General features: G+C 42.9%; 15 protein-coding genes. 6 read left to right on the forward strand and 9 right to left on the reverse strand.

The window, feature by feature from the left end:
- The 6 genes from F957_RS01110 to F957_RS01085 all read left to right on the forward strand — a co-directional run.
- Positions 1-468, forward strand: a 468-nt coding sequence (locus F957_RS01110) for a 3-oxoacid CoA-transferase subunit A (RefSeq protein WP_032864725.1), incomplete at its 5' end; no start/stop codon positions are given.
- Positions 465-1,112 carry a 3-oxoacid CoA-transferase subunit B gene (locus tag F957_RS01105; RefSeq protein ID WP_016541826.1) on the forward strand — a complete coding sequence of 216 codons (648 nt, stop codon included), beginning with the start codon at positions 465-467 and terminating at the stop codon, positions 1,110-1,112. The genes F957_RS01110 and F957_RS01105, both read left to right, overlap by 4 nt.
- A gap of 442 nt (positions 1,113-1,554) precedes the next feature.
- Positions 1,555-2,769, forward strand: coding sequence for a 3-oxoadipyl-CoA thiolase (gene pcaF, locus F957_RS01100; RefSeq protein WP_016541827.1), 1,215 nt, complete (start codon positions 1,555-1,557; stop codon positions 2,767-2,769).
- Positions 2,770-2,779: 10 nt separating this feature from the next.
- A complete protein-coding gene (gene pcaD, locus F957_RS01095) occupies positions 2,780-3,562 on the forward strand; it encodes a 3-oxoadipate enol-lactonase (protein WP_016541828.1) in 783 nt (260 codons plus the stop codon).
- A 182-nt stretch (positions 3,563-3,744) separates the two neighbouring features.
- Positions 3,745-5,154 (forward strand): MFS transporter, encoded by a 1,410-nt coding sequence (locus tag F957_RS01090; RefSeq protein ID WP_016541829.1) that lies wholly within the window; start codon positions 3,745-3,747, stop codon positions 5,152-5,154.
- Positions 5,155-5,461: 307 nt separating this feature from the next.
- A complete protein-coding gene (locus F957_RS01085) occupies positions 5,462-7,909 on the forward strand; it encodes a penicillin acylase family protein (protein WP_032860850.1) in 2,448 nt (815 codons plus the stop codon).
- A gap of 67 nt (positions 7,910-7,976) precedes the next feature.
- On the opposite strand, the gene F957_RS01080 is transcribed toward F957_RS01085, so the two are convergent.
- The 9 genes from F957_RS01080 to F957_RS01040 form a co-directional block, all read right to left on the reverse strand.
- On the reverse strand, positions 7,977-8,912 hold the full coding sequence (locus F957_RS01080; protein ID WP_016541832.1) for a SphA family protein: 936 nt from the start codon (positions 8,910-8,912) through the stop codon (positions 7,977-7,979).
- Positions 8,913-9,013: 101 nt separating this feature from the next.
- Positions 9,014-10,498, reverse strand: a complete 1,485-nt coding sequence (locus F957_RS01075) for an aldehyde dehydrogenase family protein (RefSeq protein WP_016541833.1) — start codon at positions 10,496-10,498, stop codon at positions 9,014-9,016.
- Positions 10,499-10,563: 65 nt separating this feature from the next.
- Positions 10,564-12,165, reverse strand: coding sequence for a GMC family oxidoreductase (locus tag F957_RS01070; protein ID WP_016541834.1), 1,602 nt, complete (start codon positions 12,163-12,165; stop codon positions 10,564-10,566).
- A 130-nt stretch (positions 12,166-12,295) separates the two neighbouring features.
- A complete protein-coding gene (feaR, locus tag F957_RS01065) occupies positions 12,296-13,204 on the reverse strand; it encodes a transcriptional regulator FeaR (protein ID WP_016541835.1) in 909 nt (302 codons plus the stop codon).
- Between the two features lie 138 nt (positions 13,205-13,342).
- Positions 13,343-14,299: a p-hydroxyphenylacetate 3-hydroxylase reductase component gene (locus tag F957_RS01060; protein ID WP_016541836.1), complete on the reverse strand. Its 957-nt coding sequence runs from the start codon at positions 14,297-14,299 to the stop codon at positions 13,343-13,345.
- A gap of 54 nt (positions 14,300-14,353) precedes the next feature.
- The gene (locus F957_RS01055; RefSeq protein WP_016541837.1) at positions 14,354-15,307 is read right to left on the reverse strand and encodes a PDR/VanB family oxidoreductase; all 954 of its coding nucleotides are present in this window, start codon (positions 15,305-15,307) and stop codon (positions 14,354-14,356) included.
- A gap of 34 nt (positions 15,308-15,341) precedes the next feature.
- Entirely contained in the window at positions 15,342-16,079 is a 738-nt protein-coding gene (locus tag F957_RS01050) for an SDR family NAD(P)-dependent oxidoreductase (protein ID WP_016541838.1), read from the reverse strand.
- A 9-nt stretch (positions 16,080-16,088) separates the two neighbouring features.
- Complete coding sequence (locus F957_RS01045; RefSeq protein ID WP_005238964.1) at positions 16,089-16,574, reverse strand: aromatic-ring-hydroxylating dioxygenase subunit beta; 486 nt, start codon at positions 16,572-16,574, stop codon at positions 16,089-16,091.
- 10 nt (positions 16,575-16,584) lie between these two features.
- The gene (locus F957_RS01040; RefSeq protein WP_016541839.1) at positions 16,585-17,865 is read right to left on the reverse strand and encodes an aromatic ring-hydroxylating oxygenase subunit alpha; all 1,281 of its coding nucleotides are present in this window, start codon (positions 17,863-17,865) and stop codon (positions 16,585-16,587) included.
- Positions 17,866-17,873 lie beyond the last annotated feature (8 nt).

Here is a 17,873-nt window from a genome sequence, read left to right on the forward strand (position 1 = left end):
ATCTGTTCCTTCCCACGTCAGTCGGATTCATGGGTCTTCGATGAACTGTACCGTGCGGGCAAGATCGAACTGGAATTGGTGCCACAAGGCAATCTGGCGTGCCGTATTCAAGCGGCAGGTATGGGACTCGGTGCTGTGTTTACCCCAACAGGCTTCGGTACTTTATTGGCAGAAGGCAAAGAAACCCGTCATATCGAGGGCAAAGACTATGTGCTTGAATATCCGATCAAAGCTGATTTTGCCTTAATCAAAGCTCATCAGGGCGACCGCTGGGGCAATCTGGTCTACAACAAATCTGCACGTAACTTTGGCCCAATCATGGCGATGGCGGCGGATGTCACTATTGCTCAAGTGTCTGAACTGGTCGAACTCGGTCAACTTGATCCTGAACATATCATTACCCCAGGGATCTTTATCCAGCATGTGGTCGCTGTCGATGCAGCCAATGGCACAGGAGCAGAACAATGAGCTATCAAAAATTAAGCCGTGACCAAATTGCTGAACGTGTGGCGCAAGATATTCCTGATGGCGCTTATGTCAATTTAGGCATCGGCCTACCAACCAAGATTTCCAATTATCTTCCTGCGGATAAAGATGTATTCCTGCATTCGGAAAATGGCTTGCTGGCATTTGGTCCACCCCCTGCCAAAGGCGAAGAAGATCCTGAATTGATCAATGCAGGTAAAGAATACGTCACCATGCTCACTGGTGGCAGTTTTTTCCATCATGGCGACTCCTTTGCCATGATGCGTGGCGGGCATTTAGATATCGCTGTATTAGGTGCTTTCCAAGTGGCAGCCAATGGTGATCTCGCCAACTGGCATACCGGTGCAGCAGATGCGATTCCTGCAGTCGGTGGTGCCATGGATTTAGCAGTGGGTGCTAAGAAAGTGTTTATCACCACCGACCACACCACCAAGCAAGGTGAACCGAAGATTGTTGAAGCGCTTTCATATCCAGCAACAGGTTTGAAATGTGTTGATCGTATTTATACCGACCTGTGTGTGATTGATGTGACTACAGACGGTTTAAAAGTGATTGAGAAAGTAGACGGTCTGAGCTTTGAGGAATTGCAAGCTTTGACGGGTGCTCAGTTGATTGATGCGACGTAAGGATAATGAATCCCTCCCTTGCGGAACTTTAATCGTTCCTCACCCTTTAAAAAAGGGAGGAGTTCCCCTCTTTACAAAGAGGGGTTAGGGGAGATTTTTAAGGATAAAAAGTAACAAAAATCCTTTGTTTGACTGATGGTATATCCATATACCACAGTCTAACGCGCGGCATCCATGCCGCCACCGCGAAACATTGAGTGCTAAGGTTTAAATACAGCTTCTGCTTAGGAAGATTTAGACTTTTCACCTCATTGACTATCGTGACAGGCGACAGGGAGGTCGCCCGTTGAACAGGGAGGCAAGGAAGCCTCCTCTGTTCAACAAAGGGTTTTGTCACTTTTGCCCTGTCAAAAGTGAGGCGTTGCCTACACGAAAGAAGAATGACTAAACCTGTAATTTGTGGCAGTGCTCACAATAGCTTTAGAAATGGAAATGTAAGACTATGAAAAACGCTTATATCATCGATGCCATCCGTACCCCATTCGGTCGTTATGCTGGCGGTCTTGCACCTGTACGTGCTGATGACTTGGGAGCGATTCCAATTCAGGCTTTGATGCAACGTAACCCAAGTGTCGATTGGCAACACGTCGATGATGTGATCTATGGCTGTGCCAACCAAGCGGGTGAAGACAACCGTAATGTGGGACGTATGTCGGCACTATTGGCAGGCTTGCCTTATCAAGTGCCCGCCACCACAGTGAACCGTTTATGTGGTTCATCACTGGATGCGATTGCCATGGCTGCCCGTGCCATTAAAGCCAATGAGGCTGATCTGATTATTGCGGGTGGTGTGGAAAGTATGAGCCGTGCGCCCTATGTGATGGGTAAATCCGACAGCGCCTTTGGCCGTAGTCAAAAGATTGAAGATACCACCATGGGCTGGCGTTTTATCAATCCAAAACTGAAAGAACGGTATGGTGTCGACAGCATGCCGCAAACCGCAGAAAACGTGGCGGAGCAGTTCAACATTAATCGTGCCGATCAAGATCAGTTTGCTTTAAACAGCCAGCAACGTACTGCAACGGCACAAGCCAAGGGCTTCTTCAGTAATGAAATCGTGCCTGTCAGTATTCCACAGCGTAAGGGTGATGCGATTGTAGTAGATGCGGATGAGCATCCACGAGCATCAACCACACTAGAAGGCTTAACCAAACTTAAAGCTGTGGTTAAAGCTGAAGGTACCGTCACGGCGGGCAATGCCTCTGGGATTAATGATGGTGCAGCCGCTGTGTTGATTGCTTCGGACGAAGCGGTGGAAAAATATCAGCTCAACCCCCGTGCCAAAATCATTGCAGCCACCACTGTTGGTGTTGAACCACGGATTATGGGTTTTGCGCCTGCACCTGCCATCAAGAAATTACTTAAACAAGCCAATCTCACTTTAGATCAGATGGATGTGATTGAACTGAATGAAGCTTTTGCAGCACAAGCTTTAGCCGTCACTCGTGATTTAGGCTTGAGTGATGATGATGCACGAATTAATCCGAATGGTGGTGCAATTGCCTTAGGTCATCCTTTGGGTGCTTCAGGTGCGCGTTTGGTGACAACCGCCTTGAATCAACTTGAACAGATCAAAGGTCAGTACGCCCTGTGTTCGATGTGTATTGGTGTTGGTCAGGGTATTGCCTTGATTATTCAACGTATCGAACAGAATTAAGGAATAGCCAATGTCAGTTTTTCAATCCGCCGATGCACAGATCAACTATCAAACTTTTGGAGATCCTAGCTCCCCTGCACTGGTGTTTTCCAACTCTTTGGGCACCAACTATGGCATGTGGCAAAAACAGTTCAATTATTTTAAAGAACGATTTTATGTGATTTGTTATGACACACGCGGTCATGGTTCATCTTCAACGCCAACAGGCCCATATACCCTGCAACAACTGGGGGAAGATGTGATTCGCCTACTCGATCATTTAAAGATTGAAAAAGCCAATTTTTGCGGTATTTCCATGGGTGGAATAACAGGTCAATGGCAGGCCATCCATTATCCTGAACGTTTTCAGCGTGTGGTTGTGAGTAATACCGCAGCAAAAATTGGACAGGAACAAGCATGGCTGGATCGTGCTCAACTTGTTCGAAAGCAAGGTTTGGTTCCAATCGCCACGACAGCGGCTTCACGCTGGTTTACAGATCCCTTTATCCAAAGCCACCCTGCAATTGTCAATAACCTGTGTAACGACTTAAGTGCTGGCAGCGCAGACGGTTATGCCAATTGTTGTGAGGCTTTGGCTAAGGCGGATGTCCGTGAGCAACTCAAAGACATCCACATTCCTGTTTTGGTGATTGCAGGAACTCAAGACCCTGTCACCACAGTGGCAGATGGACAGTTTATGCAACAGCAGATTCCAGATGCCCAGTTAGTAGAAATCGCTGCCTCGCATATTTCGAATATTGAGCAAGCAGATGCATTTAACCAAGCCTTATTCAGTTTTATTAACAAAACCTAAGTCAAAACAAAGCGCTGCTGCATGAGCAGCGCAATAATCCGATAGAACTAGAAAAGAGATCAGCCTTATCCAATACAGTTTGGACTTAACCCATGGATACCTATATTTGATTTTTTAAATGGATTTAGCACCTATTGAATCTTTGATCCAAGTTCAATGGCTCTCAGCATAAGGATGATGCAATGCATATCAACCCAGCTCAGAACGATACAGTTTCAAATCCGTTATTTACGCCTAAAAATATGAAACGGGCATGGTTAATTACTGCACTTTTAGTGCTGTTTCAGATGATTAATTTTGCTGATAAAGCAGTCTTAGGCCTTGTTGCCGAACCAGTCATGGTGGAATTAGGACTCACGGCAACCCAGTTTGGTTTTATCGGCAGTGCCTTTTTCTTCTTGTTCGCAATCTCCGGTATTGCCGTTGGCTTTATTGCAGAAAAAGTTCAAACACGCTGGTTACTTTTGATCATGGGTTTGAGTTGGGCACTGTTACAGTTTCCTATGCTTTTAGGCAGCGGTCTCACCACCTTATTGGTGACACGTATTGTACTCGGTGCAGCAGAAGGCCCTGCTTCTTCAATTTCATTAACTCATGTACAGGGTTGGTTTGAACCCAGTGCCCGAGGTTTTCCGAGTAGCCTTGTTGCTTCTGGAACCATGCTTGGACCAATTATTGCTACACCCATTTTGGCCTACATTATTGCGCATCCGAATTGGGGCTGGCGTTGGGCCTTTGGTTTTCTCGGTATTGTAGGCATCATCTGGAGTCTGTTATGGCTCTGTATTTGCAAAGAAGGTCCTTATAGTCATTTTCATAAAGTTCAAAATTCAGCGACTTCGCCTGTTACCAAAACCAAAGAGGCTGAGCACAACAGTCAAAGTATTATCTCTTTTGTTGATCAGTTAAAACCTGTCCCTATTTTCAAGATTTTTTTCTCGCAAATGTTTATCTCAGCTTTTCTGGCCGGCTTAGGTTGTTTTTGGTCCTTAGGCTTTTTAACCACATGGGCCGTTAAATATATTGCATCGACTCACCAATTCTCCCCTGAAATCATTGCTTTTATTTCCAGTTTCCCTTGGATTCTAGGTGCGATTACCTTGGCAATCGCAGGCTATATTTCTAAAGTGCTGTTGCAACAAGGGCGAAGTGTTCATGTCGCTTTTGGTGTGGTCTTTGGCTTACTTTTATTATTTTCAGGTTTTGCCTTTTATTTGCTTCCCCTTTCAACAGGAAACCTTAATCTAATCCTCATCACAGTAGCAGCTGGATTTTCCATGTGTTTTCCGCTGGCGACCATGACGGTCAGTTATAGTGTTTGCCCTCAACAACGTGCCGCAGTTATGGCAACCTTGGTTGCAACAGCATCCATTGGTGGAATGATTTCGCCAACAATGGTGGGATATTTGATGGATCATGCAGGTTATATCAGCCCAGCCAAAGGTGTTCCACTGACAACACAAATGTTTGAAAACCTGACCACGGGAATGAATCAAGGTTTTCATTATATTGGCCTCTACTTGGTGGTCGTTGGTCTAATCAATATTTTCTTACTCAATCCAGACCGTTTGGCTAAAAAATTGATGCGCTAATCCTTCTCACACCCAAAAAAATCATCTGAGTGCCCCGAACAGGCTCAGATGATTTTTGCCTTGAGCTTTTCCTTAAAGATATTTGGATAAATCAATAAAAATTTTATTTCATAAAGTATAAAGATATACCCATAAGGTAATGGAAAATTACATAGATAAATCATCATAATTTTATTTAATGAACAAGGCATGTTCATCCGTGAATCATTTCAGCATCAGAAATTAGATTTTCAAATTATTCACTCTTAAATCATAGCGAAAATAAGGATATCTACAATTGAAAAATCATGAACCTACTTATCGGTCAATCTATCAACATGCTCTATTTAAAAATGGAATTTTAGGTCTAAGTTGTGCCTTACTGGTCGGATGTAATTCATCTTCTAGTATAGAAACTCCTCCTCTCTCAAAACAGATCACCATCAAACGAGATAGCTTTGGAACGCCACATATTTATGCCAAGGATACTTTTGGCCTTTTTTACGGTTATGGCTATGCCATTGCAACTGATCGTTTATTTCAAATGGAAATGTCCAAACGGACAGGCTTGGGTACAGTTGCCGAAGTCCTTGGCCCTGACTATCTACAATATGATATCGCAACGCATAGTCGCTTTAATCCTGATAATATCAAACAACAAATTGCACAACTTTCCCCAGAAGATCGAGCGATTTTCGAAGGTTATGCTGCAGGTTTTAATCAACGGGTGAAAGAGGTTCTGGCTAATCCAGCACTCATGCCTAAAGAATTTATTGACTATGATTTTAAACCTTCAGCATGGCAATCAGAAGATATTGCTATGGTTTGGGTTGGTTTGATTCTCAACCGCTTTTTTTCTGCCAGCTCTGAAGTCTCAAATCTGGATTTGCTTACCCAATTACAAAAGGAAAAAGGTCAAGAAACAGGGCTGAAAATTTATCAACAGTTACGTTGGTTAGATGATCCTAAAGCGCCAACAATTATTCAATCAACAAGCAAACCCCAATGGACAGTACGCCAACAAGATAAAGCTAAAAAAGTCTTGCCGATATCAAATCAGGCAGCAGAAAATTATTTAGCCCAAGCGCGTATTGCACTGGGTAAAAGTGTGGTGGATGGTGTCCCAACGGCAAGTAATGCTTGGGTCGTCAAGGGGAATAAAACCCTTGAAGGTCAAACCGTTTTATATAATGGTCCGCAACAAGGCTGGTATACCCCTGCTATTACTTATGCAATTGGGCTACATGGGGCTGGCTATGACTTAACAGGGATTACCCCCGTAGGTTTACCAGCGATCTTATTTGGAACCAATGGTAAAATTGCATGGGGATCGACGGTAGGTTCACTAGATACCAATGATGTCTATCAACTTAATCTCAACCCGAATAATCCAAAACAATATCTGTATAAAGGGGCTTATCTTCCATTCGAACATCGCCAAATTAAAATTAAAGTGCGAAATCAGGCAGATCATGTATTGGATGTCTATCAAAGTAAACAAGGCTTTGTCAGTACATGGGATGAGAAAAATCATACGGCGTATGCACAAAAACGCAGCTGGGAAGGTGTAGAAATTGAAACCTTATTAGGTTGGACCAATGCAGCCAAAGCCAGCAACTGGCAGGAATTTCTAGATCAAGCCAAACGAGTCGCTGCATCAATCACATGGTTTTATGCTGATACCCAAAACAATATTGGCGTTGCTGCACTTGGACGCTTACCCATTCGTCCTGAAAACCAGCACATTCAACTTCCTGCACTTGGCGATGGTTCAATGGAATGGCAAGGTTTTTATGACTTCTCGCATAATCCGAAACAATATAATCCCGAAAAAGGTTACATCAGTAGCTGGAACAATAAAGCTTATGCAGGTCTACGCTCAGATTCCTCTAATTTTTCTTATGTCGATCGTGTCAATGAATTGATTGAACCTTTGGAAAACAAACAAAAGTTAAGCCAACAGGATATTTGGGACATCAATAAAATAGGTGCCTGGTCAGATCTGAATGCACGCTATTTTATTCCATATATGATCAAGGCTGCACAAAGTGAAAAAGCCTCAGCACAGGCTAAAAAAGTTGCACTATTGTTAGAAGAATGGGATCTCAAATTACGGCCAGACAGTAAAGCTAAATATTATCAAGGTGCTGCACCCGCGATTATGCGTACTTGGCTAAACCAAATGATTATCTTGGTATTAAAACCAAACTTATCGGAAAGCATTTATCAACGTTATACCGATACCCTTTATCCAGTCAATAATGATCCGCGTAGTGCCCAGCCAGCCAGTGCCTCAAAATTAATCTGGAATGCACTACAAGGAAAACAGGCAAGTGTTCCACAACATATTGATTTCTTGAAGGGTCAAACGGCTGATGAAGTGGTTTTAACCGCGCTTGAAAATACCCTCACCGAACTTTCAAAACAATATAATTCAACTGAACCAAGTGACTGGAAAATTCCTGTGGCAAGTATGGGCTTTTCTAGCAAAAACTCAGTCGGAATTCCTTGGGCTGATCAAGCACATCAACAACAGCTGAGCACTTACGGCAATACTGGAAGTGCAACATTTAGAGTGGTTTTAAATCCGAATCAGGTCACCATGTGTTCCATTCTCGCCCCAGGCCAAAGTGGCTTTATTGATCGAAATGGTAAAACAGACCGACATTTTGCCGATCAACTCGACTTATTTGAAAACTATACATGTAAAGAAGATGCAGTGAGCCAAAAGCAAATTGATCAATCTAGTCAGCAAAACATCACATTAAATTATTAATTTTAGTCCAAGAAGCCCAAGCAGAACCATGCTTGGGCTTTCTTTACACTCAGGTTGGTCTTATCTATTATTTATGAAAATGATGTACATATCGGAAAATCACACTACTCCCTTGTGGTCGATTTTCTGCATCTTGCTCAAAATAAGCATTTGCAACAAGATGGTCGTGTGGCGAGAAGCTATACATTGCCCCTGGGCCAATCGCCCAAACTTGTTCACGTCGTCCCTTCACATTTTCCCCATCCACTTGTGTATCAGTAATTTGTTTCAACCAATATCCATTTATACCGAGCCGTAATTGAGGTGTAACCGCATAACTGCTTTCAAAATTGGCATGCAAAGCCTGCCCTGCTTGCATATCATCGGCAGCGCCAAAACTATAGTTAGGATCATTATTTTTAAAGTTATAAAGATAATGTAAGCGTGTGGAAACTGTCCACTTCGGGTTAATCCAATACGTAGCAGCCCAGTATGGGTCTATTGACAGTGCATTGGCCCCTGGATTGATATCCCGATGCCGATCATAATCACCAGTAGGCAAATTAATCTGAAATTCAAAGCGCTGGGAAAACTTGGGCCCATCTTTGCCAAGCACTGGCTCAAATTGAATAAAAGGTCCAATAACAATATCCCCCAATCCTCTGTTGGTTTTAATCGCTTGATTATTCAAGCCATCATCGACATCAATATGTGCCAACAAAGGAATCACCATATTAAGACCAATATTGCCATGCCCTAATTTAATATCTGAGAGATAACTGATCTGTTGAACAATGGATTGATAATCAATCTCTGACTTAGGTAAAGGGACCTTATCACCCTTCACATCACGAATACTATCTGCACTATAATTTTGAAAATAGGTCTGTGCATACCAACCATTGCCTGCTGGAACAGCACCATCAACGAAGCTCGACAACCCCAAGTTGACTGTGGGCAAATCACTGGCAAAGCTTGTATGAGTGATCAAAACCAATCCCAAACTCAATATTTTTTTATTCATCTACAATATCCTTATTGTTGGGACAAAACTCTCCTAAAGGTATCGATGAATGCCGATACCTTATCATTGAGTTTGTCCGTTTTAAATATTATTGCCTGTTTTTAGTAGCGGATCATGATGGACTTTAATTCCGTATAATCTTCGATAAATGCATCAGAAAATTCACGACCTAGTCCTGATGCCTTCACGCCACCAAAAGGAACAGCAGGATCAAGAAAGGTATGCATATTGACCCAAACTGAGCCTGCTTCAATTTGCGGGATCAGCCGCAATGCTTTAGCCAAATCATTGGTCCAAATACTAGCCGTCAAACCAAAACGAGAGTGATTCATCATACGAATGAGTTCTTCATCACTTTCAAATGGAATAACATCCACCACAGGACCAAAAGTTTCTTCAATAAATAAAGGATCATCCACACCTTGGACCTTTAATAAAGTCGGCTCAACAAAATAACCGGTTCCTTGCAAAGCCTTACCACCACAAATCACTTGATCATTTTGATTGGCAAGGTCGAGATAATGTTTGACCTTGTCAAAGTGTGGCTTATTGGAAAGTGGTCCAAACATGCTGGATTCATCCAGCGGCGAACCAATTTTTATCTGTTGAATTGCTCCTGTCAGCTTTTCTACAAATTCATCATATTTGGACTGATGCACAAAGAAACGCTCTGGTGCTGCACAGACCTGCCCCTGATGTACAAAAGTTGCCTGTAACAAGGTTGGTAAGATTTCCTCCAGATTGGCATCCGCTAAAATGGCTGCTGCATTTTTTCCCCCCAGTTCTAAACTAACACGGGTTAAATCATTACTCATCGCTTGCTTGCCAATTGCAATGCCTGTCGGTACAGAGCCAGTAAACGAGACTTTTTTAATATGATTGGCATTTATTAAATATTGACCTGTTTCCCCTGTTCCCGTTACCACATTAATTACACCTGCTGGAATCCCCGCTTCAATTGCAAGTTCAGCCAAACGCAATAATGACAAGGTGGTAAATTCACTTGGTTTTAATACAATAGTACAACCCGTGGTTAATGCTGAACCAATTTTCCAGCATCCAATCATCAGAGAAAAATTCCATGGCACAATCCCAGCCACCACGCCAACAGGTTGACGTATGCTATAAGCAGTATATTTTTCGCCATTCATGGATGGAAGAGAGGGCTGCATGGTTTGACCATGGATTTTAGTGGCCCATCCTGCAAAGTATCTTAAAAATACAGCAGTTTGGGCGACTTCCAGATGTCGAGCCAGATGAATCAATTTCCCCGTGGTGAGTGTTTCAAGTTGAGCCAATTCTTCTGCATGTAATTCCACTAAATCGGCTAATTTATTCAGCTTTTGCCCACGTTCGTAGGGCGATGTATTGGCCCACGCATTTAGAAAAGCATCATGGGCACTATGCACTGCTGCATCCACATCCTGTTGATTACCAACTGCAATACTTGAAACAACCTGTTCCGTTGCAGGATTAATCAACTCGATTCGACGACGGTCTACCTCTAAATGCTGGCCATGAATAAAGTGACCATGTTGGCGCTGTAAAAAAGTTTCAACGCTCGCTAAAATTTTTACTTCACTCATTTTATTGTCCTCGGTTCTATTTGGAAAGAGCGCTGATTTAGGCCCTTACCCAATCCATATTCAGTTCAGTGATTAAGAATAAAGTCGGCACCACGTTCACCAATCATGATCGCAATGGCGTTGGTATTTCCGCTTGGAACTTGTGGGCAAATGGAACAATCAATCACACGTAAATTCTGGAAACCATGTACTTTAAGGGTCTGGTCTGTGACTGAATCTTTTGGTGCATTACCCATTTTGCAGCTGCCCGCTGGGTGATAAACCGTTTTAATGTTCTGCCGCATCCATGTATCAATGGCTTCAATATTGTCAGGATCGGTATTTGCAGGTTCAATGACCTCTTTTACAATCGCTTTTAAGGCGGGTTGCTGTAATAAACGAAGTCCAGCCTGCACCGCACGAATATTGGCATCAATATCCTCTTGATGACCTAAGTAGTTTGGATCAATGATTGGTAATGCATTTGGATCTTTGCTGCTTAAACGTAAGTATCCGCGTGCTTTTGGTTGTACATGACCAACTTTAATGGTAAGCCCATGTTCTTGGGCTACCGCTTTTTCCCCAGGGGTGTTATCAAAATTATCCAGTACGGGTAAAAAATGAAACTGTACATCTGGTCGACCATTGTGATTGGTATCAATAAACCCACCCCCCTCTAAAATATTTGAGGTCAATAAACCTGAGCGGGTAAAACGCCATTGTAAAAAATGCCGCACTGCTTTTAAGCCCTGATCTTCCCCAAGCAAACTATTTTGAGTCGTTACTGTTGCATTGACCGACATATGCAAATGGTCATGGAAATTTTCGCCGACTGGTAGGTCTTGAATACATTGGATACCCAATTCATCTAAATGTTGTTTTGGACCAATCCCTGACAGTAATAACACCTTAGGACTGCCAATCGCCCCTGCACTGACAATCACTTCTTGAGCTGCATTTACGGTCACCGTTGGTTTGCCAGCAATGCTGAATGTCACGCCTGTTGCTTGATTGCCTTGAGTTTCAATTTTATGCACCAGTGCATCGGTAATGACCGTGAGATCTGGGTGATGCTCAACTGATTTTAAATAGGTTTTTGAGGTACTGGCTCTTTCACCCTTTTGTGTGGTGGTCTGATAAAACCCAACACCAGCCTGATCCCAACCATTGAAATCGTTGACATAGTGCATGCCCATTTGCTGACCTGCCTGAATACAAGCAAGGGTTAAAGGATGTCGGTAACGGTTTTCACTGACAGCTAAGATGCCATTTTGACCATGATATTCATCGGCAAGACTTTCATTTTTTTCTGCTTTTTTAAAGAATGGCAGCACATCTTGATAGGACCAATTGCTGCATCCCCATTCCGATGCCCATAAATCATAGTCCTGACGCTGTCCACGGCAGTACACCATACCATTGACTGAACTGCCACCACCCAAGACTTTGCCTTGTGCAAGGATCATTTCACGGTGATTACAGTGTTGTTGTGGAACCGTCATGTACGGCCACGATTTCTGTTGAAAGACTTTGATCACTGTTGCAGGTATGGTATGGAACAGACTGCTGTCTTTCGTCCCTGCTTCTAGCACCAGTACTCGTCCTGCATTGGCTTGTAATAAACGTGCTGCAACCACACAGCCCGCTGAACCAGCTCCAATAATGATATAGTCATATTCTGTGTTCATCATGCTTCCCTACGCATTAAACTCCATGACTAAGATTTGATCATTACTTACTCATCTTGTTCTTGTTTAAACGTGACAAACATGATGCACAATTGTGACATGTGCATGGTATTTAAAATAAATATCGTATTTAAATTTTCAAGCGATACTCTTTTGGCGTCAGTCCAATCATCTTACGAAACAATTTGGAAAAATGTGCACTGTCACCAAAGCCCCATTTCAAAGCAATTTCGGTGATCGACAAACTTTTATTTTTGCTATCTTTTAATTCATACTGAATTTTTTTAATGCGATGCATTTGAATAAACTTATGCACAGATTGCTGCTGATGTTCAAATATTCGATGTAAATGCCGAAGCGAAATCCCTAAATGATCTGCAATCATTTGTGCATTTAAACCCTGTTGGCCTAGGTGTTCGAAAATAAATCGTTCTGCTTTTATTTTGAGATGATCAACAATTTCAACATTTTTATAATTAATGGTTGGCTTAATCAGTGCAATCAAGGCATCTTCAAAAGCATTTTCATCCTCTTTTGCATACCAGAGTTCAATCTTTTCAGGTGACAGATTTTGCAGCATGCACTTCAATAAATGCCCACTCATATTGGAAGTAATCAGTTTGCCAAAATGGTCGACCGTAATACCTAGCCTGAACAATTTCTCCCGTGACAAATGAACTGACACATGACTAAACAGACCTTGTGGATACATATCAATCGTTTCATCTGGATCAAGTAATGCAATATCTCCTTCATTTAACTGAATACTTTGATCTTTATATGCAATACGCATCTTGCCTGTATATTGAATCACCAAGAAGCAGAATCGATCTTTGACTCGATCAGGCATACCACTTTTCCGAGAAATATGACTGGCATTACTTTTGATAAATGCAACCTCGGTCTCACCCAATAAAAAAGACTTCACCTCACCAATAAATAAACTACGGTGTTTATCAAAAGCTGTCTCAAAATCACCGCAAACTTTTTGAATGCATTCAGTCCACTGCACCATTTCATTTTTTTGATCTTGATTCATATCCATTTCCCTCGGATAGATCGATTTAATCATATAGGTAAATTACACTGATCTCACTTTTCATTCAGTTAAAATATAGGGTGTCCTTCCCCAAAATGACCGACAAATTCATATAAAAATTTGTCGGCAACTTAAAGCTTAAACAATCCCTGCAATATCCTTCAAAATTTTAATGAAAATCTCCTTCTCTTGGTCAGGATATTTTTCAAACACCTCATTTTGATGGCTATCGGCAATATCAAATAGATAATGTGCGGTTTTCTTGCCCTTTTCAGTGAGTTTGAAAAAGCCATCTGTTTCGATCAGCAAACCATCTTTTTTCAGAATCGATGCTGCCTGCTCCACTTCGCGCATCGGCATGGCAATATCACGCGGTAAATCTGCTTTATTGGATGCAGTACCGCTGCCCAGTACCAGCAATAAACGCGCCTCACTGGTACGGAACCCTGTCACTAACTGCTTGGGAATATAATCAGTTTGATAGAACTTAAAAGCCCGACTCATCAAATAGCAGACATTGCTATATAAATGCCCTTGATGCATTTCACCAATATCTTCAGCTTCAACGGTGTCTTTTAACTGCAATAACGGATGTGGAATCACGCCCGAATAAGCCCCTTGGTGATACACCAGCGGGCTACGCCCTTCATCACGAAAACGTACCACTTTACCAATAATGATCCAATGATCACCGCCTTCAATCACCTCATGGCGTTCACATTCAAATACCGCAGAACAGTGATCTAAAATCGGGGCTTGACCTGAACCAATCTGATAACTAGTACCTTCATATTTATTAATATTACGGCGTGAAAATTTATTGGACAGCTCAATTTGTGAGCCTGATAAGATGTTGACTGCAAAATGCGTCGCTTGCTCAAACACAGGGAAACTGGACGAGTTCTTGTCAATACTCCATAAGATCAACGGTGGATCTAGAGACACTGAATTAAAACTATTGGCGGTCACCCCGACCTTTTCACCCTGTTCATTTTGCGCAGTCACAATGGTGACGCCTGTGGCAAAATTGCCCAAAGCACGTCTGAACTGCATTGGATCTATTGTGATTTCATCCATTGATTTTAGTGAATTCATTCTTCTCTCCTGAATCTTTTGTCCTACTTGGGCCGTTCGCTGTACCTAAATCCCTTAAATATCCAGTACCAATCGGGCCGATTTGGAACGTGAACAGCACACCAATATCTGCTCATTACTGGCTTTTTCTTCATCGGTAAAATACACGTCACGATGGTCAGGTTCGCCTTCGATCACATCGCACATACAGGTACCACACACACCTTGTTCACATGACATTTCAATCTCAATGCCTTCACGTGCCAAGGCCTGTAAAATGGTTTCTTCAGCATCAACCAGAATGATCTTGCCACTTTGCTGAGCCACCACCTCAAAAGCATCACCGCCAGTTTCCACCTCAACCTGAAAATATTCCTTATGAATCTGCTGTTCAGGGAAATGTTGAGTGAGGGCTAGATTAATCACCCAATCCATAAAACCATTTGGGCCACAGGTATAAATATGGCTGTCTGGATCAATGTCTTGAATGGCGGATTGGAAAAACTCGCGATGGCTTGCTCCTTCCGATTTAAAATGAAAGGTTGTGAAAGGCGCCAAAATGCCATGTTTAATTTCATCGACAAAAGCACAGCGTTCTGGGCTTGCGCCGCAATAATGCAGTTCAAAAGAAGTGCCTTCCTGCGCCAACTGATAAGCCATCGTAATCAGAGGCGTAATCCCAATCCCCCCGCCCACTAATACCGCATGTTTGGATTTGACCAGTGGAAATAGATTTTTCGGTTCGCTGACCTGAATCTGCATGCCATCTTTTAAATCATCAAATGCCGACACTGAACCACCGCGTGATTCTGGATCACGTAAAATTCCAAGTCGGAACGTCCCGACATCATTTGGGTTCTGACACAATGAGTACTGACGCACCATGCCATTGGGCAGATGCACATCGATATGTGAACCTGCTTCAATTTTGGGTAAAACGGTCGAATTTGCAGATTCAAACTCCATGACTGCAACATTTCCACCTTCGACATGACGGTTTTTTACCACCACGTTATAAAGTATCGTCATGATTTCTCTCCCTGATATGCATCTCGCCGAAGGCTTAACGCATAAATAATCCACCGTTAATATCCCATGTTGCCCCAGTCACAAAAGCTGCACTTGGGCTGGCTAATAAAGCACAGGTTTCCGCAATAAATTCCATGCTACCTAAGGCTTTGACGGGGATATTTTGAATAAATTGCGCCATTTTCTCATCAGAGACCACGCTATGCACAATCGGTGATTCCATCGGTCCTGGGGCAATCGCATTCACTGTCACCCCTTTGGCGGCAAACTCTTTGGCAAAGATCTTGGTTAGGGTAATGATTGCACCTTTAGTAGAGGCATAATGTGCACCAGTGGCAGTACCGCCATTTTGTCCTGCCAAAGATGCCATATTGACGATACGGCCATAGCCTTGATCGGCCATATATTTGCCAATGATCTGGCAAGACTGAAATGTGCCACGCTGATTCACTTGCGTGATCATGTCAAAATCCGCTGCACTAATCTCTAAAACAGGAGTTGCCTTGGTCATGGTGGCATTGTTAATCAATACATCCAGTTTCGAGAATGTCTGCTGAATCCACTGTACGGCGGCATGAAAATCCGCCTCAACCGAGATATCTAGTTTTAAGGCAGACATATTCTGTGCATGTGGACTGCGTACTTTGGCCTGCTCAGCCTTTTCTAAAGTGCTGGCAGAGACAATCACCTGATGTCCCTGTGCTGCAAAATACTCAGCAATGACATTCCCTAAACCCGAAGCAGCACCTGTGACTAATACAACCTGTTTCATTTCTTGCTCCTAAAGAATGTAGCTAATACCCGCCAAGGTATCGGTTGAGTTGACTAAATTGATAATTTTACGATTGATCTTAAAGCCTTGTTCCGCATCACGAACCAAATGGAAAGTTACATCAGCGGTATAGTGTTTGAGGTTTTCTTTACGGAATTCACGCAAGTTCTGTGCACAACGTAAAATGATTTCACCATCTTGATCTTTTACGATGCGGATACGCGAAACACTACGCACGGTATTGGCTTTGGGTGCAGTTGAAATCGCCTCGCCATTTTCCAAACGCTGTACCCGTAACTTCCGCATATGATGATCGTCATAGGCATAGTTCAAATTATTTTCATAATCAGTCAGCTTCGGATCAATCGGGATGATGTACACCCCTTTTTCATTCCACAGATCCAGCCAAGTGTCATGCTCAGAATGATCCAGCATATCGGCTTCAGCCCAGATAAAAGCGGTCACTTCATTCAGTAAATTTAAATCGATTTTCATGGCGCTCTCCTTAAACCGTCATCATCTTTTTCCACTGCTGATAGGCAGCGCGCATCCCCGTTTCGGCACTGACATCGCTTTTTAAGCCATCTTCAGTTTTAACTTCACCGGGCAGGCCACGATTGAGCATGATCCACAGGTCATTGCCCGCATTGGCACCGTGTTGTACACGCTCCCATGCTTCCGAATCATCTGGCGTACCAAAACCAAATGGGCCTTGGAAATGTTCATGCAGGCGTAAGCGATATTGATTGGCAATTTGTGGACCGCCATCCATGGTAATGACGGAATGGTGAATCTCAGTTTCGTTGACGGAAATCGGCTGCATCACGCGGAAGAACGCCATTGAACAGGCAATATTCGGGAACAGATTTAAGTTGAAACCAGAACCACCCACCGCACGGACGATACGGCGCACTTCTAGTTCTTCATGTCCTTCATCACGTAAGGCTTGCGCCAAGTCTTCAAAGCGTTCCTGAATCGGACGCTCCATTAATTCTTCATCCAGATCGACCAGTTCAGGAATCATCACCATGACACTGTGACCATTACCGAGGTCTTCGACATAACCTGGCTGATTTTCAAAGTTAAACAGTTCTTCGGTTTTTTCATCGACTGAACTTAAGAATGACTTGTGCACCAATGGGAAGTGGTAAGCATCGGTAGTATTTTCCAATTGGATTTTCCAGTTGCCTGGAAAGCGGAAACGATGTTCACCCAAGACTTTAATGGGATAACCCGCGCCTTGTTTCATAAACAAGTCAATCCATTTTTTCGCAGCGCCCAAGAAATCATCTAAAGGTTCAATATCCTGCTTAAAGGTAGCGAAAATCATGCCGTGGTATTCTTCAACACGTAAACTGATCAATGGAAACTCTGATTTATCCAGACATTCCCCATAGCTTTCAGGTGAAGGCACACCACGTAATGAACCATCTAATGCATAGCTCCAACCATGATAGGGACAGACAAAACTGTTGGTTTTACCTTTTTTATGTTCGCATACTGTTGCCGCACGATGGCGACAACGGTTTAGCAAGACATGCACTTTCTTCTTGCGATCACGTACCACCACCACAGGTTGTTTACCAATATTGATGGTTTTATAGCTGCCTGCATCTGGGATCTCGCTGGCATGTGCCACCCAAACCCACGTGCTGTAATAAATCTTTTCCATCTCATCTTCAAAGATACGTTCATCTTTATACAGTGAGGTATGCGCACGATCACTTTGCACTAAGCTACTGTAATCCATCTCAATATTCTGCATTGGAATAATACTGCTGTTCATATCCACGA

Origin of the sequence: Acinetobacter gyllenbergii CIP 110306 = MTCC 11365, from assembly GCF_000413855.1 — a bacterium.
Taxonomy (GTDB): Bacteria; Pseudomonadota; Gammaproteobacteria; order Pseudomonadales; family Moraxellaceae; genus Acinetobacter; species Acinetobacter gyllenbergii.